Genomic DNA, 25,806 nt, shown 5'->3' on the forward strand with positions numbered 1-25,806 from the left:
CTTGTGTTATATATTATCAATTTTACCAGCTATAACAATTAATTTATGAGCAATTATGTGTACTGTTTCGTAAATTTTCTCATCATCTATATTATCACCAAGCTCAGAAACATCTACATTAATTATATCATCTTCATCATTGTGAGAGATATATAAAACAAATAAATTTTTTACAAAATTCATAAGTCCACTAATATTTTTTCTTAGAAAGATAATATCTTCATCATCTCTAGTTTTTATTAGACAGTTCAATTCATTTAATAACTCATTATATAAAGAAATATCAAAGTAATCTTTTTTTACTAAACTATATAAAAAGCTATCTACTTCAATTTTTATATTTTTTTGAATATGAGTAATCATTCTTTTTTATTTTAGTGTAAACACACTTTTTTTGTAGGAAAATACAAAGTGAAATGCTTTTATTATTAGTAGAAGCTGTTTAAGAATTACTTTTAAACAGGTCAGTCTCGTAGAGCAGACCGTTTTGCAGTTGATACTTCTAACCTTAGTAGACGGTCTGCCCTTCGGGACTGACCTATTTGCTATAGAAAACTCATTTTGAAAATATAGTTTTCTATTCTTAAACAACTTTGTAGTATAATTCCCCATTTCCTAATATCCAATCTCCATTCCCCAATAAATCAATCCTCCAAAGCACTAACCAAGAATGTATTTTTCAAACCCAACCAAATAATCAAAAATACAAATGCCCACGTCAGATAAATTTCATAATAATCTCTAGTGAGTGTAAATTTATTTTCTTTGATTTCAGAACGCTCTAGCTTGTCAATCGTAGAAAAAATTGTTCCTAAAGAAGCGTTATCAGTCGCTCTAAAAAACTTTCCTTCTGTAATCTGTGCAATTTGTTTCATAACAGTTTCATCAAGCGTATTGTCGATGTATTGCACTTGTCCGAAACGATTTCGATAAGGTACTTTTCCTTCTTTTCCTACTCCAATTGTATAAATTTTTATGTTGTATTTACGTGCTAATTTGGCTGCCGTAATTGGGTCTATTGTTCCTGCGTTGCTTTCTCCATCTGTCAAGAGTATCATTACTTTTGATTGGGTTTCGCTGTCTCGCATTCGGTTTGTGCCTACTCCGATAGCACTTCCAATGGCTGTTCCTCCTTTTTGTATCATTCTGAAATCAATTTCTTCTAGGTAACCATACAAAAGCTCATAATCTGTGGTAAGTGGCGCAAGACTAAAAGCATCTCCAGCAAAGACTACAATTCCGATTCTGTCTTGCAAACGTCCTTTTATAAAATTATTAGCAACCATTTTGGCTGCTTCTAAACGATTAGGTTTGAAATCTTCAATTTGCATAGATTCTGAAATATCCATCACAATCATAATATCAATTCCTTCGGTATAACGTTCAGGAGGCTGTTCAGATGTTTTTTGAGGACGAGCAAGGGCAATCAAAATAAAGATTAAGAAAAGGCTAAAAAAAACTTTTGGGACGTGTCTTAATAATGTCCAAAAATCTGACTTTAGGTTTTGGTCTGGAAAGGCAACTTCTAATTTTTGACGAAAACGCACAAAAATAAGCCATTTCAATAAAAATAAAAAAGGAACTCCGATAAGAGCATACAACCAAAATGGACTTTGCCAGTCAAAACTTTGTAGTGTTTCTAAGGTCAACCATTTAAAATCTAACCATTCAAAACTTGATTTATCAAACATTTTCTTTATTATTTATTTTCTTATTTATGTTTCTGTTTGTTTTTCGACGAGCTTTCACAACAGAAGATCTATTTCTTTTTGATTCTTGATTCAATTCATTTTCAGAAGTTACTCTAAGCTCTGCCAAACGTTTTTCAAAAATATTGATAGCGTAATTTTTTAGATTTTGTAGAGCTTGTTCTGTGTTATTGTCTATTTGCCCACCATAAATAGCTCTATCAATCACTTTCAGATTTTCTCCTAAAGATTCATTTTTGGTAAGACGAGAAATTTCTTTAGAGGTATAAGTAGTAAAAGGTTCATTTTTGAGCTTTTCGATATAAGCTTTCCACATTCCTAATGTATGGTCAGTAGCTTCTGGGTTTTCAATTTGTTGTAACTGACTAGCATATTCTTGTATAAATCTTTCGTGTTGGCTCTGTAAACGTTTCAAACGATAACTTCTTCTGATACTTTCTCCAAAAAACACAAAGAACAAGATAATTCCAACTAACAAAACTACCATAATCAGCCCATACAACGGATAATTTACAAATCTTGGAATTTCTAAAAAGGTAGTATTTTGATAAAATGTAATACTATCTTTTTGAAGCATGTTCTGCAAATTGGCTTTTGAGAGAACGAAATCAGTTTCTTTGGTAGAAACCTCCGTAAAGTATTTGAGCGTATCGCCACTATTTTGATTGATGACAAAAACGGGAAGTTTTAGCGTTTGAATGGTATCTAATTCGAAGCTTCGAAGCCAATAAACTGCACTATCCGTCGCAATTCCTTTTGAATTAGTTTGTGTAGGAAAAGCATCTGTTTTTATCCACTCAAAAGGCTCAAAGTTATAAGTAGAATCAGCAAAAACTACCTCTTGGTCATAATTATGAACAAAAATTACTTTAAAAGGAATATGTTTGCCAACCTTTAGGCTATCTCTTGAAAAAGAACCTGTAATGGTAGGTAATTTATCATCTTGTGCAAAACTAGAAAAATTACAAAAGGTAAAATTTCCAACTAAGAGAAATAAAATGAGTAGAGAAAAAAAGTATTTTTTATTTATTTTCATATTTTGTCGTTGCTTTCTACGGTATCAAAACCCTAAAGGTTTAAAATTCAAATTCTTTCTTTATTACAAACTTAATGTATAGTGTCCCCTTTTGCAATAGTTGTAATAAGGTAATAACTTTTTTTGTGCAAATGGTTTTTGAAAATTAGTGAAAGTTAATCATTTTTTAGTATTCTGTGCTTCGTAGTGAAAAAAGTATTTTTAAAGATGCAACGTACAGAATCTTTTTTGTATCTAACCAAAAATAATTTAATTTTTTATGTTCAATTATTACCTTCCCATTTATTTAAATACTGATTCAAAAAAAATATTTATTTTTCTAGCTTGTTTTATTGGAATTATTCAAAATACAAATGCTTTAACTCTTTCTTTTGAGCTAGGAACAGAAAATAAAAAATATGAATCCAAAACTTCTGACACAAAAAATATTTTTCAAAAAATAGAGAAGTCAAGTAAAAAAACTATTTTTGAATCTAAAAGTACAAAAACAAAGACCAAAAAAAGAAAAGTTTCACTTCGAAAAAAACTTTCTATCTTAAAGCTAGTTCTAAAAAGTAATAGAGCCAAAAAAAGGCATCGTAAACCAAAACTGCAAAAAGGTGCTAAGAGATGGAATGGTCAGCATACGGCTGGACTTGTTAGTTGGGCTAGTATTCTTGTAGCAGTTATGGCTTTTTTTACAGGAAGCATCATAACAGGTATTTTGTTTTCTTGTGTGGCTTTACTTGCTTTTTTGTTGGCTTCTTCATCAAAACAGATGTCAAATAGTTCAAAGATTATAATTTGGTTTTTTATTGGATTACTCTTAGTTTCATTTTTTGCTTTTGAGTTTCCTCTATTGACTGAATTTATACTTTACTTGCTTTGATTTTTTTAATTGTGCTTATATTTTTTTCAATTTAACCCCCAGTTTATTTTATGAAAACTACTTTTTTAACCCTCGTTCTTCTAGTATTCGGATTTTCTTCGTTTGCTTTTATGCCTACTTTCCCTGCTGAAAGTGAAAGTACTGTAAACGTTGCTTCTGAAAAACCAAAAACTGAATCAGAAAACAAAACAGAAATTAAAGAAACTAAGAAGGTTACTGCCAAAGAACTCAAAGAAAAAATGGAAGCTAATTATGAAGCTAACAAAAAAGACATGAGTTTGAAAGAGCGTATTGCAAACAAATTTCTCATCAAAAAGCTAAAAAAAGCTGAGAAAAAGCAAATTAAAGGTTCTAAAGAATCAAAAATGGATAGTGGTATCGCTCTATTATTCAGAATTATTGGTATTGTCTTTATAATTGTTGGAGCAGTAGCAATAATTCAAGCAGAAATTGTTTATGGTGTTATTCTTATTGCTTTAGGAATTTTATCTATCTCTTTACCTTCAATTGTATAAAATGCAAAATAATAAATGATACAAAAAGCAATGCAATTTTAATTAAATTGCATTGCTTTTTTTGTCGATTTTGATTATATTCTACCACTCTAGAAACAGCGTTTTTAATGAATTTTTATCAAAACAAAGTAGCTGCAAAAAGATTTAAAAAAGAAGAAACTACCAAAAAGACCTTTCCAATAAAAAATAATCAGTCATGAAAATAATTGAATTACTCAAAACATTAAAAACACAATCTATACAAGGAGATTTAGAGGGGACAATCAATCAAATTCAATTTGACTCAAGAAAAGTAGAAAAAAATGATATGTACGTAGCCTTAAAAGGAACGGTTGCAGACGGACATCAATTTATAAAACAAGCTATTCAAGATGGAGCAAAAGCAATTGTTTGTGAAAAATTACCTGTTTATTTAGAGAAAGAAATTACATACATTCAAGTAGAAAATACGGCAGTAGCACTAGGAATACTGGCAGGAAACTTCTATGGAAACCCTTCCAAAAAGCTCAACTTAGTAGGCGTTACAGGTACAAACGGAAAGACCACCGTCGTAACCATTCTTTATAAATTATTCAAAAAACTAGGATATAATGTTGGACTTATTTCGACGATTCATAACAAAATAAAAAGTCGAATTTATCCCTCTACACATACAACTCCCAATCCAGTAGAACTCAATAAATTACTTGCCGAAATGGTAAAGAAACGCTGTACACACGTTTTTATGGAGGTAAGCTCACACGCTGTCGTACAAAAACGTATTGAAGGACTTCATTTTAAGGGAGCTGTTTTTACTAATATTTCACACGACCATTTGGATTATCACGGTACTTTTGCAGAATATATTAGAGCTAAAAAAGGGTTTTTTGATATGCTTTCGAATACTGCTTTTGCGCTTGTCAATCAAGATGATAAACGAGGATTGGTCATGCTTCAAAACTGTAAAGCCAAACACGTTACTTTTTCGATGAAATCTATGTCTGATTATAAAGTCAGAATTATGGATAGTTCGTTTGAAGGAATGCAGCTACAGATTGAAGAAAAGCAGAACGGAATAATAAACGGAAAAGAAACATGGACAAAACTAATTGGTCATTTCAATGCCTATAATTTGTTAGCAGTTTATGGTGTGGCGATGCTTTTGGGAGAAGATGAAGATGAAATTTTGACAGAATTATCAAATATAAAGGGGGTAAATGGTCGTTTCCAGCGTTATACATCATCTTTGGGAATTCATGCGATTGTGGACTATGCCCATACACCCGATGCACTTGAAAATATTTTGAAGACAATAAGTGAAATCAAGAAAACGAATCAACATCTAATTACTGTAATAGGTTGTGGTGGAAATAGAGACAAAACCAAACGCCCAGAAATGGCAAAAATAGCAACAAATTATAGTGATTGGTCTATTTTTACATCAGATAATCCAAGAACAGAAGAGCCAGAAACAATTATAAAAGATATGCTAGAAGGTGTAAAAGAAGTAGAGCCTTCAAAATATCAAACTGTAACTCTGCGAAAAGAAGCCATTGAAAGAGCATGTAGTATGGCTGGGAAGGATGATATTATTTTGGTAGCAGGAAAAGGACATGAAACCTATCAAGAAATAAATGGAGAGCGATTTGAATTTGATGATAGAGTGATTTTGAAAGAATCTTTGGAGTGATTTCTAAACTCAATTTTTATAAACTATGAAAAATATTATTTTCGGATTTCTACTTTTATTGGGTGTTTTTTTTCTTGTCTTTAGTGTAAATCGTTATACTAAAGTTAGAAGCTTACTACAAACTGGAACTACTACAAAAGCCCTTGTAATAGATGAAGGAGAAGAAAGTGGAATGGATGGTTATGAATACACACCTATCTTTGAGTATAAAGACAATGAAAACAACACAATAACGTTTGTAAGTAGTACAACATCAACCAACTTTAAGTATAGTGTAGGCGATAGTGTAGATATAATATATTTCGAAGATGAACCAAATAGTGAAAAGATAAATTCTTTCTTTGATTTATATGGGTTGGCGTTTGTTTTTGGAGTTTTAGGAATTGTTTTTTCTGTCATTGGATTAGGCTTTTTGATTCATTCTTTTAGAAATAAATAATCAAACTTATGCAACACCTTTCTATTTTTTCGTGGGTACTGCGTTCTTTCTTTATAGGAATAGGAGGTGTTTTGTTGCTTTTAGGTACTAAGCAATATAATAAAACAAATTTTTTACTTGAAAATGGAATTGCCACAAAAGCAATAGTTATAGATATAGGAAAAAAATATGTTGAGCAGCCCAAATATACTGGATATGTTTATCAGCCTATTCTTGAATATTCTGATTTAGAAAGTAATAAAATAACATCTATATACAATATAAACACAGCTTCCACATCTATTGTCCACCAACTCGGAGACACTATAGATATAATTTACTACAAAGAAAACCCAAATAAACAAAGAGAAAATTCTTTTAAGGGACTTTATTTATTTCCATTTAGTTATTCTTTAGCAGGTTTTGTTTTTATTTGCATTGGACTGTGGTTCATTATTGATTCTTTTAGAAAAAATACTACACAATGAAAAGAACTAACGAAAAATCTATTTTTAGAACGTTACACTTAATTTTGGAAACACAGAAAATGATGGAACTGTACGAAGAAGATTTAGAGCCTGAAAGGGATTATTCAGCTATAAGAGAAAAAAAAGAGATGCTAACAAGTCTTGTTAGAGATATTAATAATGACTTATTACCCTATAATATTGGTTTGTTTTCACTAAGTATAGATTCTGAAACTAAACAAAATAGATATTAGTTTGCAGAATTTAGTTTAAATTTGAAGAATAGTTTTACTTATAAAATAAAAAATTATCTATGAAGTCTATAATCAGTTTGTGCTGTATTTTCATTATTTTACAATCTTGTTCTAGCCACAAGTCAGGTTCTCCTGCTAATGAAAGTATGGAAGGCACAGAAACAACTATAAATCAAGACAAAAAAGAGCGTAATAAAGAAGATGTTGTAGCAGGAGCTACATCAGAAGAAGCAGAAGACCCAACTGTGGTGGTAGAATCAAAACCTTTAAATCAAATCGTAATTCCAGAACAAAAATTTACTATTCAAAGGATAATAAAAGTGAAGGGTGAGATAAGTGAAAGCGATATTTCTAGTGAAAGCGAAAACGAACAGTTAAGCGTTTCAAATAAACATGCAAAAGTCTTATTATTTGCCAAAAAGCTACAAAAAGGAGCATATCCAATAGCAAAAAATAGTCTTCCTTACGCAAGTGTACACGTAATGCTCACACAAGGACAAGAAAAAATAGAGGGAGATTTAGAAAACGGAACTGTAAAACTGCTACTTTTAGATTCAGCAGGAATAACAAAAGGAAGTTTTGAAGGAACGCTCATCAAAGACGACGAGCGTTATTTTATTGGAGGAAACTTCTCTAATTAATTAAAAAATTAAATTAAACACAAAATCACATTGTACTTTTTAGTTTAATAATTTATTTTCCGTAATCCGTAATCCGTAATCCGTAATTGAATTTAAAGCACTTCTATCACAAAATTATGATTTGTATAAATACAAATATCAGCAGCAATTGTTAGTGCTTCTTTTACCATTTCTTCGGCTGTAAGATGTGGCGCATGACGCTTCAAAGCAAGGGCAGCAGATTTTGCATACATACTTCCCGAACCAATCGATTCTACTTCTTCATCAGGCTCAATGACATCACCCGAACCCGAGATATTCAAGATTCCGTTTTTATCTACAATAATCATCATTGCTTCTAATTTGCGAAGGTAACGGTCTGTACGCCAATCTTTTGCAAGTTCGATGGCAGAGCGTTTTACATTTCCTCCGTGTGAGTTTAGTTTCTCTTCGAAGCGTTCTAAAAGCGTAAAGGCATCAGCAGTTGAACCTGCAAAACCTGTTAGCACTTTTCCATCTGCAATCTTACGAATTTTTTTGACAGTAGATTTGGCTACTGTGTTTCCCATGGTTGCTTGTCCGTCTGCGCCGATGGCGATTTGTCCGTTGTGAGAAACGGCAAGAACGGTTGTTGATTTTATTTTTTGCATAGTTTTGTTAGTATAATGTCGTTGGTGGAAACACCAACAACGGCATTGGCATTTAATTTTTTATAAATTATAGTATTCTAGGTTACAAATTTACCCTTAATGGGAAAATTTAAACTTCTTCATTAAAATCAGTATCAAAATCGAATATTTTACGCTTGTATTCGTACTGACGACCAAAATAAACATCTTTTACTCGGCTATCTGCTGATACTTCTTCAGGCGTTCCACTTGCAAAAGGGTCTCCTTCAAACATAATATAAACTCTGTCACAAATAGAAAGTGTTTCGTTGGCGTTGTGGTCTGTGATAAGCACACCAATATTTTTTTGTTTGAGTTTTGCCACTAGCATTTGAATATTTTCTACGGCAATCGGATCGACACCAGCAAAAGGCTCATCTAACAAAATAAAATTTGGATTAGTAGCTACTGCTCTAGCAATTTCGGCACGACGACGCTCTCCACCAGAAAGTAACTTTCCTTTTGTTTTTTGGAAACGCTTCAAACGAAATTCTTCAATAAGCTCTTCCATTTTTTCTTTTTGTGCTTGTTTGGATAAATTTCGCATCTGTAATGGTGCAAGAATATTTTCCTCTACGGTAAGTTCTCTAAAAACAGAGGCTTCTTGCGCCAAATATCCGATGCCAAGTTGCGAACGACGAAACATAGGAAGTTTGGTAATATCTCTATCATCAAGATAAATTTTGCCACTATTGGGTTTTACCAATCCTACAATCATATAAAAAGAAGTCGTTTTTCCAGCACCATTTGGCCCTAAAACTCCTACAATTTCGCCTTGATTTACTTCTATCGAAACGCCATTTACAACAGTTCTGCCTCCGTAGCGTTTGATTAAATTTTCTGCTCTCAATACCATTTTTTTACAGTTATCAGTTACCAGTAATCAGTGAAATTCAATTTTATTTCCTTGAGTAACTTTGTACTTCTGTGTTTCTAAAATATTTTTATATCCAAACTTACGAATTACTAATCATTTTGATGCAATTCTGTTTTTGTAAAAACTTCATTTTGTGAATAAATAAGTATTTTGTCTCTATTTATAGAATCTTTTAAGAATTCAGAAACCGAATTGTTACTAATCAAATCTACATCAATATTCAATTCCTTCTCTAAATCTAATTGTAATTTTATTAAATCAAATAAAGAAAAATCAACAGCATGTTCTATCAAAAAATCTATATCGCTACTTGGTTTCTGCTCATTACGAGCATAAGACCCAAATAAATAGACTTTTTTGAGTTCGTATTTTTTCCAAATGGAATGTAGATTTTTTAGCATAATGTAAAACGAAAACGATTGCTAAGGTTTGATTACAAACCATTATCAACGTTACAATTTCAAATATTTATTTCAGCTTTAGAAAAAATATCTTTCAAATCATTGCTTATTGGTAAAGGTTTTAAAGGGGGAACATTTGCTCCACCTGTATTTCCAACAGGAATTTTTCCTACAAAAGATTTTATTCCTCCAAAAATTAAGCGAGGGATTTGTCCTAGTATTTCTTTTCTATCTTTAATTTTAAAACCAAATTCTAACATTTTTAGATGCACAAAGGTATGAGCATAAGGATATTTTTGTCCTAATACATGCGCTCTTTCCAAATGAATCCAAGCCTGTTTAAAGTTCTCCTTAGAATATTCATTTTTATAATTGATTAATTCTAAATCATAAAACGGTTTTAGCGTTTTGGGAATTGAAGTGTAAAATTTCATAGTAAATGTGTCAATAAAAATGATTATTACAAGCTGTTGTTAGGTACGATTATTTTCTTTTATGTATTGCCAATCATATTTTGTACAAAGTCCAATTCCTTTGTGTAAAGTTCTACTCCCATCATTGTTTGGTAATTCGTCAAATATTGGTGGAATATCTCCTATTACTTCTATTAAACAATGTGAATGGTATCCTCGCCATAAGTTAGTATGAAAATAACTTCCGAAATTGAACGCATATTTTACAATAGTTTTTTGCTCCCAATATTTTGTAAAATCTCTTGTATCAAAGATAATATCATAAGTCTTGGGAAGAACAATATCTCCATAACAGTAACTTACACCAACAGATAAAAGTCTTTTATTATCTTTTTCATTTAGAAGTAAACTAAATTCTTGTTGTAAACCTTCAAATTTTTTATCAGAATGACTATTATGGTATCTATCTCTTTTTAGAAATGACATATTTGTCGGCATAGAAAAAGGGATTTTGTCTTGAATTCGAATATATCTTTCTATTGGTTCTATATTTTGTTCATAGTCCCAATTGATTTTAATATTACTCAGTTTGTCAAAGGTTGTTTCAACAATTTTGGTTAAAAGCCTTTCAAATTCAACAGACTTTTTACAAAACTCATCAAACAGTATTTCTGTCTTTGCTACTGAATTGAATTTTTGGTCAATTATATCAAAATAGATAGGTAAAAAGCTATTGAGAAAATCGTTTCTGTTGGTTGTCAATTCAATATCAGATGTCAAATATTTAGTGTTGATAAGTTCACTTATTAACAGTCTGACAAATGCTTTTTTTCTTGTCGGATGCAAATAAGTCAAATCTTCAAAGTTTTCTTGAAGTGTAGTCATTTATGATTATGATTAAACAAGTATTGAGTTCGCTTTAGCAAATTTATGAAGACTTTCATAAAATATCCATCGTATCACTCACTAATCAATTCCATTTTTTTATTCAAATAAAGCCAATTCTACCCATTCACACAAAATATGTCCTACCAAAATATGACTTTCTTGTATGCGTGGCGTATCATCAGAAGGAACATTCAAAATAATATCACAGAGTTCTTTTAGTTTTCCTCCTTTGCTTCCTGTCATTCCTATCGTAATCATTCCAATTTGATTGGCTGCTTCAACGGCTTTTACAATATTTGGAGAATTTCCAGAAGTAGAAATCGCCACCAAAACATCGCCTTCTCGTCCCATTGCCTGTACCATTCTTTCAAAAACAATATCATAGCCATAATCATTTCCTACGGCTGTCATATACGAAGAATTAACGTGCAAGGCTTCGGCAAAAAGTGGTTTTCGGTCTTTGTAGAAACGACCAGAAAGTTCGGCAGAAATATGTTGTGCATCGGCAGCACTTCCACCATTTCCACAAAAAAGAACTTTTCCATCTTTTTCAAAAGTTATTTTCCAAGCCTGTGCAGCCTTTGAAATGTTTTCTAATAAAGGTTCGTTTGTCAAAATTCTCTCTTTTGTAGCGATGCTTTCTTGTATGCGTGTGTTTATGAATTTTTTGTTCATTTAACTGTATGTATTTTGTGTCTATTTATTAAATCCTCTTTTTCTTTTTGTGATAAAGATTCATCTTTAAAAATACTTATTTCTAACCTAGAATTAAAGGCTTTTGCATCTAAAATATCTCTATATTCCACTAAGAGTAATCTAGCATTTGTATATTCTTGACTTGATAACAATTTATCTAAGTGTGTTCTGAAAGATTTACTCAAAAGTTTATCACAATCGCATTCAGATTTAGAATATTCATATTCAAAATCATAAAAATTTTGTTCTAATTTTAGAGAATCACAAATTGAAGAACCACAAGCATGTCTATCTATATTATCACAATGATACATTCCTAAAAAGAACAATGGAAAAGATATAAGTATAACTATCCACTTAGCTCCAAAAATAAATTCGCCACTTGAAAAAAGTTTATTACGATTATTCTTTTGACGAATATGATTTTCTAACGGTATTCGTAGACGTTTAGATACCCTAAATTTTTTAAAAAGGTTGTCATTAATTTCTTTTTCACCTTCCATATCTTCTGGAAATATAAATCTTCTAGTAAATTCTTTAAGTTCTTCTCTTCTATATTTTATTAAAACCTTGGCTTTGTCTCTGTCTATTTGAAACTTACTATATAATGTATCTGATAAGAATGTAGTATTCTTTAAAAGTAATATATTTTCGTCTATAAACTCTTCAATTTCAGGTTCATATCTAATTTGACTTCTTAACCAGTTAGATAATTCTACTTCCTCTACATGACTTATTCTAGTATTGATTATATTGTCATCTTTTTTTCTAAAAAAGAAAGTATTTTTTGGAATATTAACATTCTTATTAGGATTTTCTTTATTTATCTGTATAAATTCTTTTAAAAATCTTGATTTACGTCCTTGAAAGGGTATATCTATCTCAATGATACAAAAGCTTTTTTCATCGTAAACAAAGTTTTCTACATTTATTTTAGCTGTTATTTCTATATATTCCTCTAAACAACTGTAAACCAAATCAGCATTAATAAATTGATTGCCTAATCCTACTATTTGTTTTTTATCTGTTACACCACACAATATAAATGCACTTCCTTCTCTTGGAGAATTTAAGAATGCGTTTACATCACGAGCCATTTCTATAATTTCTCGTTTATTTTTTTTACCATTTTCATCTTTTAAATCATAAAATTTTACTTTATAATCTAAAGTATTTGATTCATCAGGTAGAGTATCAAGAATTTGCTTCCATTCTTCTTTTATTTCCATAATAGTTTTTTACAATATCTACTTATCTTTTGAGCCAATAGTTCATTTTACATACAAAAATACCAAATAAAAAACTCAAAACTGTAATACTACTTTTAAAGTTGCTACTAACCGAAAGGAAAATGTATCTCTTGTAGCATACGCTTTAGCGTGTGAAAACGTACCTTATGCTTTAGCATGAGGAAATTAGCACGAGGAAAATATAAAAAAACTATGAACGAAGTAATCCGTACCGAAAAAATATCAAGGCGTTATAAAATGGGAGATGAAATTATTCACGCTCTCAAATCTGTTTCTATTTCTATTAATTTTGGCGAATATGTTGCTTTTATGGGACCTTCGGGGTCTGGAAAATCTACATTGATGAATATTGTGGGTTGTTTGGATACGCCTACGAGTGGTTCTTATACTTTAAACAAAAGGGATGTAAGCCGACTTTCAGAAGACCAGTTAGCAGAAATTAGAAATAAAGAAATTGGTTTTGTCTTCCAAACCTTTAATCTTTTGCCTCGTGCTTCTTCGTTGGATAATGTTGCTTTGCCACTTATTTATGCAGGGTACAGCAAAAAAGAACGAGATGCAAAAGCCAAAAAAGCATTAGAAGATGTGGGTTTGGGCGACCGTTATCATCACAAACCAAATGAGCTTTCGGGTGGACAAAGGCAGCGTGTAGCCATTGCAAGGGCATTAATCAACAACCCAAGTATTATTTTAGCAGATGAGCCTACTGGAAACTTAGATACAAAAACATCATACGAAATTATGAATCTGTTTGCAGAGCTTCATAAAAAAGGAAATACAATTATTATGGTTACGCATGAAGAAGATATTGCTAATTATGCACACCGTGTTGTTTTTATGCGTGATGGAAATATTGAAAGAGATGAGAAAAATGAAAATCCAACACAAGTAAATTTGGCTGATTTGGTAAAAAAAGAGTAGTTTTTGAACATCGTGGGGACACCAGCAATGGCAAGGAGTATCTCCAATTTTTGTATCTTTGTAGCAAAAACAAACAAAAATCTTTCTCAAAAGATTGAGAGTACAATAGAGAATTGCATTCGTAATTCGTAATTGTCTAATTCGTAATTCAAATAAAGTTATGCAAACTACAAAAGCAAATATAGAAGATAATAATAATTCTGAAAAAATAGTCCGTAAAAAAAAGAACTCGCTCAAAGATTATTTTGCTCTGATGCCCGTTTTGACGTATTTTTTTACTAAGAAAAATTCTAAAAACTTCAATATTCGTGCAATGCACACTATTAATAAGATTTCGATTACTGTTTTCTTGTTAGGTATTATTTTTATTATTGTCAAAAAATTATTTCTTAGTTAAATTAACCGTCGTTGAGGCGTTGCCGTCAACGAGGTTTTCAATTGCCGTTGTTGGTGTTTTAGCGACAGCGACACCAACAACTTATGATATACATTCATATTCCATTTTGCAAACAAGCCTGTCATTATTGCGATTTTCACTTTAGTACAAATCTCAAGCAAAAACAGGCTTTTTTGTATGCTTTAGATAAAGAAATTGAACTCCAAAAGAACTTTTTCAAAAATGCTGTTTCTCCAAATTTGATAGAAAAAGATAAATCTCAACCGTTGCTCGTGTCCTCACGAGCGACAAACCCACAACCACAGCCGTTGTCGGTGTCCCCACCGACGACACAAAAATCATTAAAAACTATTTATTTTGGTGGAGGAACGCCTTCTATTTTAGAAATTTCTGAACTACAAGCTATTTTAGAAAAAGTAAAATCAACTTTTCAGATTGATTCAACTGCAGAAGTTACACTTGAAGCAAATCCAGACGACCTTACTTCGTTAGAATTTTTGAAAGGACTTAAAGAAATTGGTTTTAATCGTTTGAGTATTGGTATTCAATCTTTTGAAGAATCTTTTTTGAAGTTTATGAATAGAGCGCACAATGCAGAGGAGGCAAAAAATTGTGTGAAACTAGCTCAACAAGCAGGTTTTGATAATATTAGTATTGATTTAATTTATGGTGTTCAGTTACCAAAAGAAAAAGATAATCATTTGTTTAAAAATAATTTTGAAAAACAAAGTGAAGGGTTTAATCAAAAATTATTATCAAATCCTCATTATTTTTGGGAGAAAGATTTAGAGTTTGCGCTTTCTTTGAATGTTCCTCATATTTCTGCGTATTGCTTGACTATCGAACCCAAAACGCCCTTTGGAAACTATCTAAAAAGAGGAAAACTAAAACCGATTGATGAAGAGTTTGCAGCCCAGCAGTTTGAAATCTTGACTCAAACGCTTAAAGAAAATGGTTATGTTCATTACGAAATCTCAAATTTTGCAAAACCTAACCAGTTTTCCAAACACAACACAGCCTACTGGCAAGATGAGCCTTATTTGGGTTTGGGAGCTTCAGCACATTCTTACGATGGCAAAAATCGTTTTATGAATGCTGCCAATAATAGAAATTATGTAGAGAATTTGGATAAAAATAAACTACCTCAAATTATTGATAAGCTTTCAGAAGAAGATAGAATAAATGAATATTTCTTAACTTCTCTTCGAACAATTTGGGGAATAGATTTGAATCATTTAATCACAAAATACAATTACAATCTTCTGCAAAATCAATCAAAAACTATTTCAAAATTAGTTGATGACAAACTGATTTTTATGGAAAATGATAAAGTAATTTTAACAGAAAAAGGAAAGTTATTTGCCGATGGAATTGCTTCTGATTTGTTTGTTTAGACTATTTTTTAAATAAAATCAAGGTAATTTTCTCAGGTTTTCCATTTGTTCCATTCTCTTGTTTGTAATAATAATCTTCAATAAAATCTTCAAAATCTACGATAAAATAAAATAAGAAATCACGCACTTCATAGAAATCTATATTTCCGTAAGTGTGTTTCAAAAGCTCAGTCATTCTGTATGAAATCTTTATTTTTTCTAAAAGAGAATTTATTTTTCGTACTCCTTGTGCTGCTTTGCTTGTTGCTTTTTCATCGATTAAAGAAAACGATTGATTCAGAATAAGACATTCATTTTTATCTAGTTTCATAAACTGATTTATAAAAGAAGAATAAGCCTTTTCGATAGGAAATTCAAAGTCAAAATTGGTTTCAATATCGTTGCTTTCATATTTTTTCAATGCAGGACGCTCTTCCTTTTTATAGATTTTTCCTATTTCTATTCCATTTGTTTTTTTGTGAATAGTAAGCTCTGGTTTATCATATTTATTATGATAATGGTCAATTACAATTTTCTCCCAACCTTTTGGCTGTGCCAGTGGATTATTTGCTGCTGGATGCCATTGATGAAAAACAGGCGATTTTTCAGCATTGAGCCATTTCATTTCTAATTTTTGTTTATAATCATAATTCAATAAACGTCTGTTCAAATCTTTGTCTTCTATTCCCCAAAGTCTGTAATACTCATCAAAAGCTCCTATTTCTTTTAGCTTTTCAGTTGGGATAACGACAATTCCCATAGCCGATTCTTTACTGCTTTTTTCAAACTGACCTAGATTTTTAATTTTCAAACTATGATTTTCTAAATACTTATCATATTCAAAACCTTCATTCAAATAAAAGCATTGATAGTGTAAAAGTGTATTTTGATTGATATTCTGATTTACTTCTTCCAAAAAATTAGGCGAATAAATCATATCTACATCAGCAATGATACAATATTCTCCTTTTGCTAAATAAATTCCATTATTGATAGAAGCCGAACGAGACCAAAACATTCCTCTTACTTCATTAAAAACATACTTTATTTTATCTAAATCTTGACAAAAACTCTCTAGTTCATCAGAAATAATTTTATCACTTCCATAATCTATAAAAATGACTTCATAATCAATATTTTCTTTTTGATTGAAACTTTGATTTTGAAGAGAAAGCAAACAGCGTTTGGCAATTTTTGTGTCTCGGTTGCGATAAGGAACAATAAAAGAGAATTTTGGCATTTGAGTGGAAAAATGATTTGGGCGAAAATTTTGATTAAAAGTAAATCAATTAAAACGAAAGCAGGAGTTTCTTGTTTGAATAAGTGAATAATCAAAAATAGTAATAAAAATTTAGCTTTTTATAAAGTAATCAGAGGTTTTAGAAGTATTTTTGTAGAGAGAACAGATAAACCCTAAGGGTCTTCAAGACCCTTAGGGTTTAAAATAAAAACAGAATTTGCAAAAACTAAAGAAAATATATCATAATCTTGCTATTTACCTCCGTTGGTTCATGATACGTGTGGGCAGGACGATACGCTTTTCATTGAAGCTGATGGTAGGTGTGCTTATTTTCTTGCTTTTGATTTCTTTAGTTGCTCAATATTCGGGTACACAAACTTGGGCTGCCAAAATTGGAGCTACCTATTTGAGTGAGCGTTTGGGTTTTCCAATTACAATTGATAGGCTTTATTTTTCAGATATTGATAAACTAACTCTGATAAATTTGCGTGTAATTGACCACACTGACCGTCTTTTTATAGATTCGGATACGCTTAATGCAGATTTGGGTTGGCGCAAGATTTTTGGAGGAAAGGTAATTCAGATTGATGATTTGGAGTTGCGTGGCACACAGTTTAATATGACTTTGAATCCAGCTACTAACTCTTGGAATGTGAACGAGCTCGTAAAAGCTATTTCTGCGCTTTCTTCTACAAGTGATACCACTAAAAAAACAAAAGCAATTCCTTTCAAAATTAGTAAGGCTAGTCTGCATAATGTTCAGTTTTCTCTTCATAATCCTACCAAAGATTCATTAGCAGCAGGAATGTTTGATTACAATCATTTTACAATTAATCAGATTTATGGCGAGTTAGATTATTTTAGACTTTATAAAGATACAGTTGAATTGAATGTCAAAAAAGGAAGTTTAATTGAGCCTTTTGTAGATTTTCCTGTCAGTAATTTAGATGTGTTTTTTCGCTATACCAACAATTCATTAGAATTTCTGAATCTTGATGCAAAAGTTGGAAATAGTCATTTGAAAGATACACTCATTTTTAGGTATGACAGTACGGCTTATCTTTCAGAGAATTTTATAGAAAAAGTAGATATTTATGCCAACCTCCAAAACTCTCAACTAGATTTTGAAGATTTAGCTCGTTTTGCACCTTCACTCAGAGCGTATGATGAGCGTTTGGTCGCAACTGGTTTGGTACGTGGAACGGTAGATAATTTGCGCTCAAAAGATTTACGAATAGATTTTGCCAATCAGAGTTTTATTGATGGAAAAGTAGCTATTCGTGGGCTACCAAACTTAGAAAACTCTTTTCTTGATTTGCGTTTTAAAGATGCTCGGATTACCATCTCCGACATTAAACAATATATTTCTCCTTCCGATTATCAAACTATTTCTCCTTTAGGAATGGTCAGTTTTTCGGGTGAGTTTTTAGGCTTTCCTTCTGATTTTGTAGCTAACGGAAAATTCAAAACTTCCATAGGAAATGCAGTTACGGATATTCATTTGAATACAACAAATAAAACCTACCAAGGAAAACTAAATCTGACAAACTTTAAGGCTGGTAAGTTGGCAAAGAGTGATTTTTTGGGACAAATTACAGCAAAAGGAAAAATAGATGGAAAAGGTTTTACCAAAAAAGAAGCTGATTTTGAAGTCAAAGCAACTGTGGATAGCATTACTCTAAAAAATACATTTAAGTATTATTCTTACAAAAATATTATAGTAGATGGACGTTTGAAATATCCTTCTTTTAATGGAGAAATGACTGTCAATGATGCAAATTTGGTAGCTGATATGCGAGGTAAAATTGATTTGCAGGATAGCATTATCAATGGAAGGATTCGTATTATAAAATCAGATTTGCAAAACTTAGGGATTTCAAGAGAAATTGCAAATCTACAAGGAAATGGAAATTTTAATCTGCAAGGTCTTACTCTAAATTCCATCACAGGAACTGCCGAAATTCGTCAAGCACAGATTGATTACAACAAAAATAAATTGGCTCTTAGTGTAATTTCTCTAAATTCTACATTAGAAAATGGTTTTCGTGATATTCATTTAGAATCTGATTATGTAGATTTGGATATAACAGGAGAGTTTAGATTACAAGATGCTATTAATGATGCAACAAATACTTTTAAAGAATATCAATTAGAATTTCTGAATGATTCGGCTTCGCAGGTAGCATATTATCAAAAGAAGAAAGAAAAATTAGAAAAAAATCCAGCTGAAAAAACGCCATATAAAATAGAATATACTATTGATGTCAAAAAAATAAATCCTCTTATTCGTCTTTTCGAACCTAAATTTTTCATTGCTGCTGATTCAAAACTAGAGGGAACATTCGAACGAAATTTAGAAAAAAATCAAGTCAAGTTTACCTTAGATTCTTACATAGACTCGCTTTCTTATCAAGACTTGGCTCTTTACAAAACGGATTTGAAAATTAATGCCATAAAGCCTTTAGATTCGACAGGCGTTGATGTTCAGACCAATATTTTTTCAGAAAGACAGTATTATACTTCTGCCATTGCTGCCGAAAATCTGCGTGTAGATGCACAATGGTTTGGGAGAGAAATTTTGTTTGACACTTATATCAAAAGGCAAGAATATGAAGATAACTTAGCTCTAAAAGGCTCTTTAAATATTACAGATTCTATTTATGCACTTAATCTTATCAATCCAGAGTTTTTGGTTTTGAATAACAAATGGAAAAGTGATTCTTCTGTTAGAATAGGAATACGAAAAGATGAAATTCGTTTTGAAGATAGATTTGTTTTGCAAAGTGATAGCCAACGAATAGAAATAATGGGTAAAGTTTCGAAAGACCCAAATTCGGTATTAAACGTAGGTTTAGTAAATGTAGATTTAGAACCCTTTGGTATATTTTTGGGGCAAGATGTAGAAGGCAAAGCAAGTGGAGAAGCTTTCATTAGTGGGGTTTATGATACGTTGAAGCTAGAAAATAACCTTAATCTTCAAAAAGTAGTGATGGCAGGAATCCCAATTGGAAACCTACATACAGAATCAGTTTGGAATAATGAGGAGCAAAAATTAAATATTGAAGCCTATTTAGCATACGGACGTAGAGAAGTGGTAGATATTTCAGGATATTATTCTCCAAAAGATAAAGAAAATCCTTTAAATCTTGATGCCAAAATTATTGGAATGAAGCTAGATATTGTTGAGCCATTTTTGAATGTTGTGGCAGATGGCTTTAAAGGTGATGTCTATGGAGCTGTGAAGATAAAAGGAAAACCAAATCAGATTAAATTAATAGGAGAAGCTTTTGTAAGTGGGGGAAGTTTTAGAGTAGATTATCTAAATACAGTCTATCATTTTGATGATAAAGTAACGTTTACCGAAAATCAAATTGGTGTGGATAGGTTGCGTCTTTATGATGATGCTGATAATATTGCTTTCCTTGATGGAGGTATTTTTCACGATGGTTTTAAAGATTTTGTGATGCAGCTTAGTGGAGATATGACAAAAATGAAAGTATTGGATACAAAACCTATTCATAACGACCTTTTTTATGGAACTGCCTTTGCCACAGGAGATTTTGAGCTTTTTGGAGCTCTAGAACAGTTAGGAATTACGATTAATGCCAAAAGTGAAGCTGGAACACGTATCTATATGCCACTGTCCAATCCTGAAGATGTCTCGACGCAATCTTTCATTCGCTTTGTCAATCATACTGATTCTACAAAATTAGATTCACTCAAAACTCGTTTGAGAAAAGAAGATTTATCTAGCCTTAAAATGGAATTTAATTTGGATATTACACCTGATGCCTATGTAGAACTTATTTTTGATAAAAAAGTGGGTGATGTTATTCGTGGAAATGCAAAGGGAAGGCTCAAAATGATTATTGATACAAAGGGAGATTTTAATATGTATGGCGATGTAGAAATCGTAAAAGGAGCGTATAATTTTACCTTTCTTAATGTCATCAATAAGGAATTTAATGTTGATAGAGGAAGCCATATTACGTGGAGTGGCGACCCATTTGCAGCCCAAGTAGATTTGACAGCAACTTACGAACAAATGGCTTCTCTTGCACCTTTAATTACTGTTTCTGACAGTAGTATTTTGGCTAGTCAGGAAATAAAAAGACGTTATCCTGTTGTAGTGGATTTATTTTTGAAAGGTGATTTGCTTACTCCAGATATTCGTTTTGATATAAATATACCTCAATATCCAGCTCTGATAATAGCAGGAGGAACGCCAATTTCGCTAGAGTCCTATGTAGCTGCTTTCAAAACTCGTATTCAGAATGACGACCAAGAGATGAACAAACAGGTGTTTAGTTTGATTTTGCTACGGCGTTTGTCAAGTCAAAATACTTTTGAGGGAATTAATCGTTCGGCAGGAAGTAGTGTGAGTGAACTTTTGTCCAATCAGCTTAGTAATCTTATTTCGCAAGTAGATGAAAACCTTGAAATTGACCTAAATGTGCAGGGTTTAGATGCTGATGCGCTCAATACATTACAACTCCGTTTGTCATATTCGTTTTTTGAAGGAAGAGTACGTGTAACTCGTGAAGGTTCATTTACAAATGTTCAGAATCAAGCTAATTTAGCCAGTATTGCAGGAGATTGGACAGTAGAATATTTGATTTTGCCAGATGGAAAACTGCGTATGAAAGTCTATCATAAAAACAATATCAATGCCTTCAATACAGCCTTAGAAAATAACTCCACAGCAGGTGCAGGACTTCTAAAAATCTTTACCTTTGATAGTTTTAAAGAGCTTTTTAAATTTAAAAAGAAGAAAAAGAAAGCTCCTTTTGTGCAGGATAACGAAATTCGGATTGAGGAGTGATTACATAAGCTCCAAAACTCTATCTATTTCACTTTGATTGTTAGTTCTTTTAAGTTCTTCATCAAAAGCATCTAAAGCAAAATTTATAATTTTTTCATTCTTAGAATGATTACGAATAGTGTTGTAGCATTTTATCACTACTTCTACTGATTGTGAGTAAACGTAATCATATTCATAATTACGTATGAGGTCGTGTTTTTGTGTATTGATTAGAAGTTGTAAACATTTTAGAGCAGAAGATTCATCACTAATACAAGATTTCAAATAATCATAAAAACCCGAATTTCTTTGCATACAAGCAGGAGATAGAGTAAAGTATTCCAACAGATTATAATTATCATCAAATTGTAAAGAATCTAAATAAGTAAAATGAAACTTGTCTATATCATTCCCTTCATCAATGATTTTTTTCAATAAAAACTCTGACTTTTTTCTATATCTACCCCCATTTTCTCCTATGTTCTTCAGACATCTGTTTATAACTGTGTGCATTTCATCCTCTTGAGACTTTGATAAAATATAAAATAATATTTTTTCTGCACCTTCATAATTCTCCATCCAAGCACCTAATAGTTTTGAAGATATGGTTTTACGAATGTCTATTGAAGAACTATATACCTTATCGTTTTCTAAATTATTTATAATCTCAATAGATTTCTCTAAAAATGGAATTAGCTTTTTAAAATCTATGTGTATCATATCGTCTAATGATGCAATAGACGTTTCTAGCAAATGATAATTCAAATGTTTTGTTAGTTTTACAAAAATATTTAGAGATTCTTCTCTATTATATCTACTCAAATAAGCTATATTTTTAACAATAGCCATTCTTATAAAAGGGGTATTCTGTAAAGCAAGTTCTTGTATTAAAGTAAAAACCCTTTCTGAATAATTTTCATTATATCCATATTTCAATAATAATCTAATTCCAACTCCTTTTTTGTTTCCACTAATAGAAAAACTATTTATGTCATTTACTTCGCTATTAACAGAAGTATTTATATAGCTTGATAATATTTGAAATAAAGATTCATTATAATATTTTTGTCTGAAAAAATATTTATAAACATCAGTAATAAAATAAGTGTCATTAAAGTTTTTATCTAAGTTTATAAACTTGAATAAAAGCTCAATAATACTAACATCATATTCTACACTCATTAATGCTCTTACAGCTTTGATTTTATACTCTAAATGAATATTATTGTCATTTATTATTTCAAGAATTAGAGGAATAAATTTTTTGTGATTCTCTTTTATAGCATTATGAAACTGATCTGAATTACCTTCTAAATTTACTTCATTTCTAGAAATAATAGATGTTCTTGATTCGTATTCATTGTATTTTTTGAAAGAATATTTCCATTGTTTCAAGTTCATTTTTTCATAGGCAATTTTTGGTAAAGCAACATTTCCGTTTCTAACATTTACCATATACTCAGAGGGTTTTTTATCTATGAATTTTCCATGTAATCTTTCTAATTCTTGAAAGTATCTTTTTAATTGAGGATAATTATTTAATTCATTAAGAGGAATTGAAGAGATTAAACTCTGTTTATAAAAGCCTGTATAATTTGCAACTTCCCTTTTTCCATCTTTATCCTTTTCAATAACTGCTTTTCCATACTTATTTTTGATTTGTTCGATTTTCTTGATAATAATATTTTTTTGCTCTTTACTATACGAATGAAAAGTTTTTTCTAATAGTTGTCTTATTTGCCAACCTAAATAATCTCCTCCTCCTTGCGCTTCTTCTAAAAGTTTTTTATCAGACAAAATAGTGAATGTTTCATCAAAAAATACTGTCGGTTTTGATAATATCACTTCTAAAATAATGATAAAGTAGGCTTTCAATTTTTTATTTACTAAATCTTCAATTTCAGACTTTACAAAAATCAAATCTTCATTTGTTTTTTTACTCAGATACTTTAGCATTGTATTGAATAAACAGTCGTTATAATTTTCATCTGTTCTGTTTGGATAATAACGATAGATATCGTAGTAATTTATTGTGCTATCATTTTCAAAATATTGCATTTTATCACTAGAAATAAAATTTTCTATGTTTTTATTCACTACTTTTTTGCAACAGTAGTAAGACATCTCTAAATCAATCTCACTCATATCTTTGACTAGCTTATTGAAATGATAATCTCTATATTCCTTTTCTTCTGTCTTATTTAAAGAGTAATCATACAGCCTTTCAAATGCCCATCTTTTGTTATGTTCACTTGCCTTTTCAATTAATTTTGGATATAAATATTTATCTTTTTGTAAATCTAATAGATGTTTATCTAAAAATGAAAATACAGAAGGAGTAGAGAAATCTTTAATATTATTGGCTACTCTAAAGATAAGGTTATAGTTAGGTTGTTCATATTTGGTTTCTACAAAATAAATTGCTTTCTCTGCATCTATTTGAGCCAAACGAGCAAGTAAAAGTTCAGAGCTATCGTCCTTCAATACCAGTTCAGTATGATTTTCAAATAAAAATTCTATCCAAGTTGTACTCACTACTTTACTCAAAAACTTATCACACAAAACAGAGTTTTTAGCTATTATATCATTAAATATTCTTTTCTCTTCTACCAAAACATCTTCATAGAAAGAAAACAACTCTATGATTATGAGTTTAATATGAAATCGAATTTTATCATTAGATAAAATTTTGCACACTTCCTCTTCATACAAATCTTCATCATAGTATTTTAGATAATTGATAACTTGTTTTACTCTTGAACGAGTAAACAAACCTTGTACTCTACTTTCCAAGTCATCACTCAAGCTTTTTCCTGATTCTACAAAAAAACGAGCAAAAACATAATCAAAGAAAGTTTGATGAAAAAATTGAATATTTCCGTTTTCTACTTCTACTAATAGATTTTCGGTAATCAAAAACTTTAGGCTTTTAGCAGCATTTTTATACTTTCTACTTTTTAATGTAAGTGTTTGTTTTTCATACATCTTGGTAGAAATACCCTTTAGTAATTGAGTTACTTCCTCCTTTGGTAACTTAACATTAGTCAGCTTATCATCTATTTTATCTTCCCATAATTTATCATAAAGCTCCTGTAAAGTAACAGTTGGTTTAAGTAAATTATGAACTGGCTTATAGACTTTACAAAAAACATCCAAATGTAAAGGTGTAGAAAGAAAATCTATTAATTTATTACTCAGATTAGAGGGTTTTATATTAAGCAACGACAAAACTTTGATTACTTGCTCTTTCTTTAATTTTTTGACTTCAAATTGAGCATACTGTTGTCTGTTTTGATATTTATTTAATTGTGTATCATAAGACAAATCATATTTTCTACACGAAACAATAATTTTGATATTAGGAATGTCATGTAGAGAGTCTATTAGACTTGTATAAGTTTCAAGAGGCTCACGGTTATTAGACAAGGTTTGGGAAAGTGCATCTATTTGGTCTATAATCAAGACGATGTTATTGTAGCTAGATAAATTCTTAAACATTTTAGTAAAGCTATATTTTAAATCTAAACTTTTTTTTAAGTCTTCTATATTAAGTGCAGGTCTTCTATCAGCTTTTATAGCTAAACAGGGAATCTTTTGCTGTGTTAGAGAATGATATAAATCTCTAGTAATTACTGTTTTTCCCATTCCAGCTTCGCCTACTAAAAAAGCTACATTCTTATTTGTTTGACCTTGTGCAATGAAATCTAATAACTTCTGTGTTTCTTCTCTTACTATATGTGAGTTGGGCAAGTTATGAAATTGATACTGTTCCTTTTTGAGAGTATAAGATGCTTGTGCTAAGTTTTTAATAACTGTTTCTGTATCTAGTTTTTTGTTTTCTTTAGAGGAATTATAAATATCTCCAATGTGAACATTACCTTGATTATTAAAATTATTGTGCGAAGCAACATTTTTTGAATTTTCTATGTGAGCCACTTGATTTATGAAATTTTTAGTAACCTTATCTAAATTATTATAGTCAAAGTCTGCATCAAATAACAAAGACAGTTCTTCTAAATAAGAAGAATCAAAATTTTCATTTGGAAACTCCTTTAGAAATTCTCGTAGTTGATATATCTTATTTTCTGTTTCTTCAATCCTCTTATCTAAATTAAATTTTAGAGATGATTCTACGACAATAGCTCTCTCTTTCCTGAAAAAAGCTATTTTTTCTAATAATTCATCAAGATATTTATTTACTTCGCTTCTATTCATTTTTATAATCTGTATAATTTTTTTATCTAAAAACAATATACAAAATTATGCTAATAAAATAACCAAGTTGCTAAAAATAAAAATCACGCATTAAAATCTAAAAGGTTTTA

Annotated in this window: 23 protein-coding genes; 11 read left to right on the forward strand and 12 right to left on the reverse strand. The window is 30.7% G+C overall.

Features of this window, described 5'->3' with window-relative positions; translation table 11 throughout:
• Positions 1–6 precede the first annotated feature (6 nt).
• The 3 genes from WAF17_RS17535 to WAF17_RS17545 all read right to left on the reverse strand — a co-directional run bounded on the left by WAF17_RS17535 (position 7) and on the right by WAF17_RS17545 (position 2,745).
• Positions 7–363 (reverse strand): hypothetical protein, encoded by a 357-nt coding sequence (locus tag WAF17_RS17535; protein WP_338762393.1) that lies wholly within the window; start codon positions 361–363, stop codon positions 7–9.
• A 281-nt stretch (positions 364–644) separates the two neighbouring features.
• A complete protein-coding gene (locus tag WAF17_RS17540) occupies positions 645–1,691 on the reverse strand; it encodes a VWA domain-containing protein (protein ID WP_338762396.1) in 1,047 nt (348 codons plus the stop codon).
• Positions 1,684–2,745: a hypothetical protein gene (locus WAF17_RS17545; protein WP_338762399.1), complete on the reverse strand. Its 1,062-nt coding sequence runs from the start codon at positions 2,743–2,745 to the stop codon at positions 1,684–1,686. The genes WAF17_RS17540 and WAF17_RS17545 overlap by 8 nt, the downstream gene beginning before the upstream one ends.
• A 259-nt stretch (positions 2,746–3,004) precedes the next feature.
• On the opposite strand from WAF17_RS17545, the gene WAF17_RS17550 reads away from it, so the two are divergent.
• From WAF17_RS17550 to WAF17_RS17580, 7 genes are all read left to right on the forward strand, one after another.
• A complete protein-coding gene (locus WAF17_RS17550) occupies positions 3,005–3,613 on the forward strand; it encodes a hypothetical protein (protein WP_338762402.1) in 609 nt (202 codons plus the stop codon).
• 50 nt (positions 3,614–3,663) lie between these two features.
• Entirely contained in the window at positions 3,664–4,128 is a 465-nt protein-coding gene (locus tag WAF17_RS17555; RefSeq protein ID WP_338762405.1) for a hypothetical protein, read from the forward strand.
• Between the two features lie 196 nt (positions 4,129–4,324).
• A complete protein-coding gene (locus WAF17_RS17560; protein ID WP_338762407.1) occupies positions 4,325–5,797 on the forward strand; it encodes a UDP-N-acetylmuramoyl-L-alanyl-D-glutamate--2,6-diaminopimelate ligase in 1,473 nt (490 codons plus the stop codon).
• Positions 5,798–5,822: 25 nt separating this feature from the next.
• A complete protein-coding gene (locus WAF17_RS17565) occupies positions 5,823–6,236 on the forward strand; it encodes a DUF3592 domain-containing protein (protein WP_338762410.1) in 414 nt (137 codons plus the stop codon).
• Between the two features lie 8 nt (positions 6,237–6,244).
• Complete coding sequence (locus WAF17_RS17570; RefSeq protein ID WP_338762412.1) at positions 6,245–6,703, forward strand: DUF3592 domain-containing protein; 459 nt, start codon at positions 6,245–6,247, stop codon at positions 6,701–6,703.
• Positions 6,700–6,936: a hypothetical protein gene (locus WAF17_RS17575; RefSeq protein WP_338762414.1), complete on the forward strand. Its 237-nt coding sequence runs from the start codon at positions 6,700–6,702 to the stop codon at positions 6,934–6,936. Before WAF17_RS17570 ends, WAF17_RS17575 begins: the two co-directional genes overlap by 4 nt.
• A gap of 59 nt (positions 6,937–6,995) precedes the next feature.
• Positions 6,996–7,577 (forward strand): hypothetical protein, encoded by a 582-nt coding sequence (locus tag WAF17_RS17580; RefSeq protein WP_338762417.1) that lies wholly within the window; start codon positions 6,996–6,998, stop codon positions 7,575–7,577.
• A 92-nt stretch (positions 7,578–7,669) separates the two neighbouring features.
• Here the strand turns inward: WAF17_RS17580 and hslV are convergent, their stop codons facing one another.
• The 7 genes from hslV to WAF17_RS17615 all read right to left on the reverse strand — a co-directional run bounded on the left by hslV (position 7,670) and on the right by WAF17_RS17615 (position 12,728).
• On the reverse strand, positions 7,670–8,206 hold the full coding sequence (gene hslV / locus WAF17_RS17585; protein ID WP_338762420.1) for an ATP-dependent protease subunit HslV: 537 nt from the start codon (positions 8,204–8,206) through the stop codon (positions 7,670–7,672).
• 109 nt (positions 8,207–8,315) lie between these two features.
• The gene (gene lptB / locus WAF17_RS17590) at positions 8,316–9,080 is read right to left on the reverse strand and encodes an LPS export ABC transporter ATP-binding protein (RefSeq protein ID WP_338762423.1); all 765 of its coding nucleotides are present in this window, start codon (positions 9,078–9,080) and stop codon (positions 8,316–8,318) included.
• A 110-nt stretch (positions 9,081–9,190) separates the two neighbouring features.
• Positions 9,191–9,502: a nucleotidyltransferase domain-containing protein gene (locus tag WAF17_RS17595; RefSeq protein ID WP_338762425.1), complete on the reverse strand. Its 312-nt coding sequence runs from the start codon at positions 9,500–9,502 to the stop codon at positions 9,191–9,193.
• Between the two features lie 59 nt (positions 9,503–9,561).
• Positions 9,562–9,936 carry a DUF3703 domain-containing protein gene (locus WAF17_RS17600; RefSeq protein WP_338762427.1) on the reverse strand — a complete coding sequence of 125 codons (375 nt, stop codon included), beginning with the start codon at positions 9,934–9,936 and terminating at the stop codon, positions 9,562–9,564.
• A 39-nt stretch (positions 9,937–9,975) separates the two neighbouring features.
• Entirely contained in the window at positions 9,976–10,800 is an 825-nt protein-coding gene (locus tag WAF17_RS17605; RefSeq protein WP_338762429.1) for a hypothetical protein, read from the reverse strand.
• A gap of 99 nt (positions 10,801–10,899) precedes the next feature.
• Positions 10,900–11,478, reverse strand: a complete 579-nt coding sequence (locus tag WAF17_RS17610) for a D-sedoheptulose 7-phosphate isomerase (RefSeq protein WP_338762431.1) — start codon at positions 11,476–11,478, stop codon at positions 10,900–10,902.
• Complete coding sequence (locus tag WAF17_RS17615) at positions 11,475–12,728, reverse strand: ATP-binding protein (RefSeq protein WP_338762433.1); 1,254 nt, start codon at positions 12,726–12,728, stop codon at positions 11,475–11,477. Before WAF17_RS17615 ends, WAF17_RS17610 begins: the two co-directional genes overlap by 4 nt.
• A gap of 213 nt (positions 12,729–12,941) precedes the next feature.
• On the opposite strand from WAF17_RS17615, the gene WAF17_RS17620 reads away from it, so the two are divergent.
• The 3 genes from WAF17_RS17620 (at position 12,942) to WAF17_RS17630 (ending at position 15,461) form a co-directional block, all read left to right on the forward strand.
• Complete coding sequence (locus WAF17_RS17620; RefSeq protein ID WP_338762435.1) at positions 12,942–13,670, forward strand: ABC transporter ATP-binding protein; 729 nt, start codon at positions 12,942–12,944, stop codon at positions 13,668–13,670.
• Positions 13,671–13,830: 160 nt separating this feature from the next.
• Positions 13,831–14,067 (forward strand): DUF6728 family protein, encoded by a 237-nt coding sequence (locus WAF17_RS17625; RefSeq protein ID WP_338762439.1) that lies wholly within the window; start codon positions 13,831–13,833, stop codon positions 14,065–14,067.
• A gap of 83 nt (positions 14,068–14,150) precedes the next feature.
• The gene (locus WAF17_RS17630; protein WP_338762441.1) at positions 14,151–15,461 is read left to right on the forward strand and encodes a coproporphyrinogen-III oxidase family protein; all 1,311 of its coding nucleotides are present in this window, start codon (positions 14,151–14,153) and stop codon (positions 15,459–15,461) included.
• 1 nt (position 15,462) lies between these two features.
• Here the strand turns inward: WAF17_RS17630 and WAF17_RS17635 are convergent, their stop codons facing one another.
• Positions 15,463–16,680 carry a glycosyltransferase gene (locus WAF17_RS17635; protein ID WP_338762444.1) on the reverse strand — a complete coding sequence of 406 codons (1,218 nt, stop codon included), beginning with the start codon at positions 16,678–16,680 and terminating at the stop codon, positions 15,463–15,465.
• Between the two features lie 217 nt (positions 16,681–16,897).
• Between WAF17_RS17635 and WAF17_RS17640 the strand changes: the two genes are divergently transcribed.
• On the forward strand, positions 16,898–21,502 hold the full coding sequence (locus WAF17_RS17640; protein WP_338762446.1) for a translocation/assembly module TamB domain-containing protein: 4,605 nt from the start codon (positions 16,898–16,900) through the stop codon (positions 21,500–21,502).
• On the opposite strand, the gene WAF17_RS17645 is transcribed toward WAF17_RS17640, so the two are convergent.
• Positions 21,503–25,696, reverse strand: a complete 4,194-nt coding sequence (locus WAF17_RS17645; RefSeq protein WP_338762448.1) for an ATP-binding protein — start codon at positions 25,694–25,696, stop codon at positions 21,503–21,505. It abuts the gene before it with no gap.
• Positions 25,697–25,806: the final 110 nt, after the last annotated feature.

The sequence above is a fragment of the Bernardetia sp. ABR2-2B genome, assembly GCF_037126435.1.
Taxonomy (GTDB): domain Bacteria; phylum Bacteroidota; class Bacteroidia; order Cytophagales; family Bernardetiaceae; genus Bernardetia.

Coding starts and splice junctions, on each gene's coding strand:
- WAF17_RS17605 (WP_338762429.1), bottom strand. CDS start 10,800: ATGACTACACTTCAAGAAAACTTTGAAGATTTGACTTATTTGCATCCG.
- WAF17_RS17550 (WP_338762402.1), top strand. CDS start 3,005: ATGTTCAATTATTACCTTCCCATTTATTTAAATACTGATTCAAAAAAA.
- WAF17_RS17630 (WP_338762441.1), top strand. CDS start 14,151: ATGATATACATTCATATTCCATTTTGCAAACAAGCCTGTCATTATTGC.
- hslV (WP_338762420.1), bottom strand. CDS start 8,206: ATGCAAAAAATAAAATCAACAACCGTTCTTGCCGTTTCTCACAACGGA.
- WAF17_RS17600 (WP_338762427.1), bottom strand. CDS start 9,936: ATGAAATTTTACACTTCAATTCCCAAAACGCTAAAACCGTTTTATGAT.
- WAF17_RS17645 (WP_338762448.1), bottom strand. CDS start 25,696: ATGAATAGAAGCGAAGTAAATAAATATCTTGATGAATTATTAGAAAAA.
- WAF17_RS17620 (WP_338762435.1), top strand. CDS start 12,942: ATGAACGAAGTAATCCGTACCGAAAAAATATCAAGGCGTTATAAAATG.
- WAF17_RS17560 (WP_338762407.1), top strand. CDS start 4,325: ATGAAAATAATTGAATTACTCAAAACATTAAAAACACAATCTATACAA.
- WAF17_RS17580 (WP_338762417.1), top strand. CDS start 6,996: ATGAAGTCTATAATCAGTTTGTGCTGTATTTTCATTATTTTACAATCT.
- WAF17_RS17565 (WP_338762410.1), top strand. CDS start 5,823: ATGAAAAATATTATTTTCGGATTTCTACTTTTATTGGGTGTTTTTTTT.
- WAF17_RS17555 (WP_338762405.1), top strand. CDS start 3,664: ATGAAAACTACTTTTTTAACCCTCGTTCTTCTAGTATTCGGATTTTCT.
- WAF17_RS17545 (WP_338762399.1), bottom strand. CDS start 2,745: ATGAAAATAAATAAAAAATACTTTTTTTCTCTACTCATTTTATTTCTC.
- WAF17_RS17535 (WP_338762393.1), bottom strand. CDS start 363: ATGATTACTCATATTCAAAAAAATATAAAAATTGAAGTAGATAGCTTT.
- WAF17_RS17575 (WP_338762414.1), top strand. CDS start 6,700: ATGAAAAGAACTAACGAAAAATCTATTTTTAGAACGTTACACTTAATT.
- lptB (WP_338762423.1), bottom strand. CDS start 9,080: ATGGTATTGAGAGCAGAAAATTTAATCAAACGCTACGGAGGCAGAACT.
- WAF17_RS17615 (WP_338762433.1), bottom strand. CDS start 12,728: ATGGAAATAAAAGAAGAATGGAAGCAAATTCTTGATACTCTACCTGAT.
- WAF17_RS17540 (WP_338762396.1), bottom strand. CDS start 1,691: ATGTTTGATAAATCAAGTTTTGAATGGTTAGATTTTAAATGGTTGACC.
- WAF17_RS17625 (WP_338762439.1), top strand. CDS start 13,831: ATGCAAACTACAAAAGCAAATATAGAAGATAATAATAATTCTGAAAAA.
- WAF17_RS17595 (WP_338762425.1), bottom strand. CDS start 9,502: ATGCTAAAAAATCTACATTCCATTTGGAAAAAATACGAACTCAAAAAA.
- WAF17_RS17570 (WP_338762412.1), top strand. CDS start 6,245: ATGCAACACCTTTCTATTTTTTCGTGGGTACTGCGTTCTTTCTTTATA.
- WAF17_RS17610 (WP_338762431.1), bottom strand. CDS start 11,478: ATGAACAAAAAATTCATAAACACACGCATACAAGAAAGCATCGCTACA.
- WAF17_RS17635 (WP_338762444.1), bottom strand. CDS start 16,680: ATGCCAAAATTCTCTTTTATTGTTCCTTATCGCAACCGAGACACAAAA.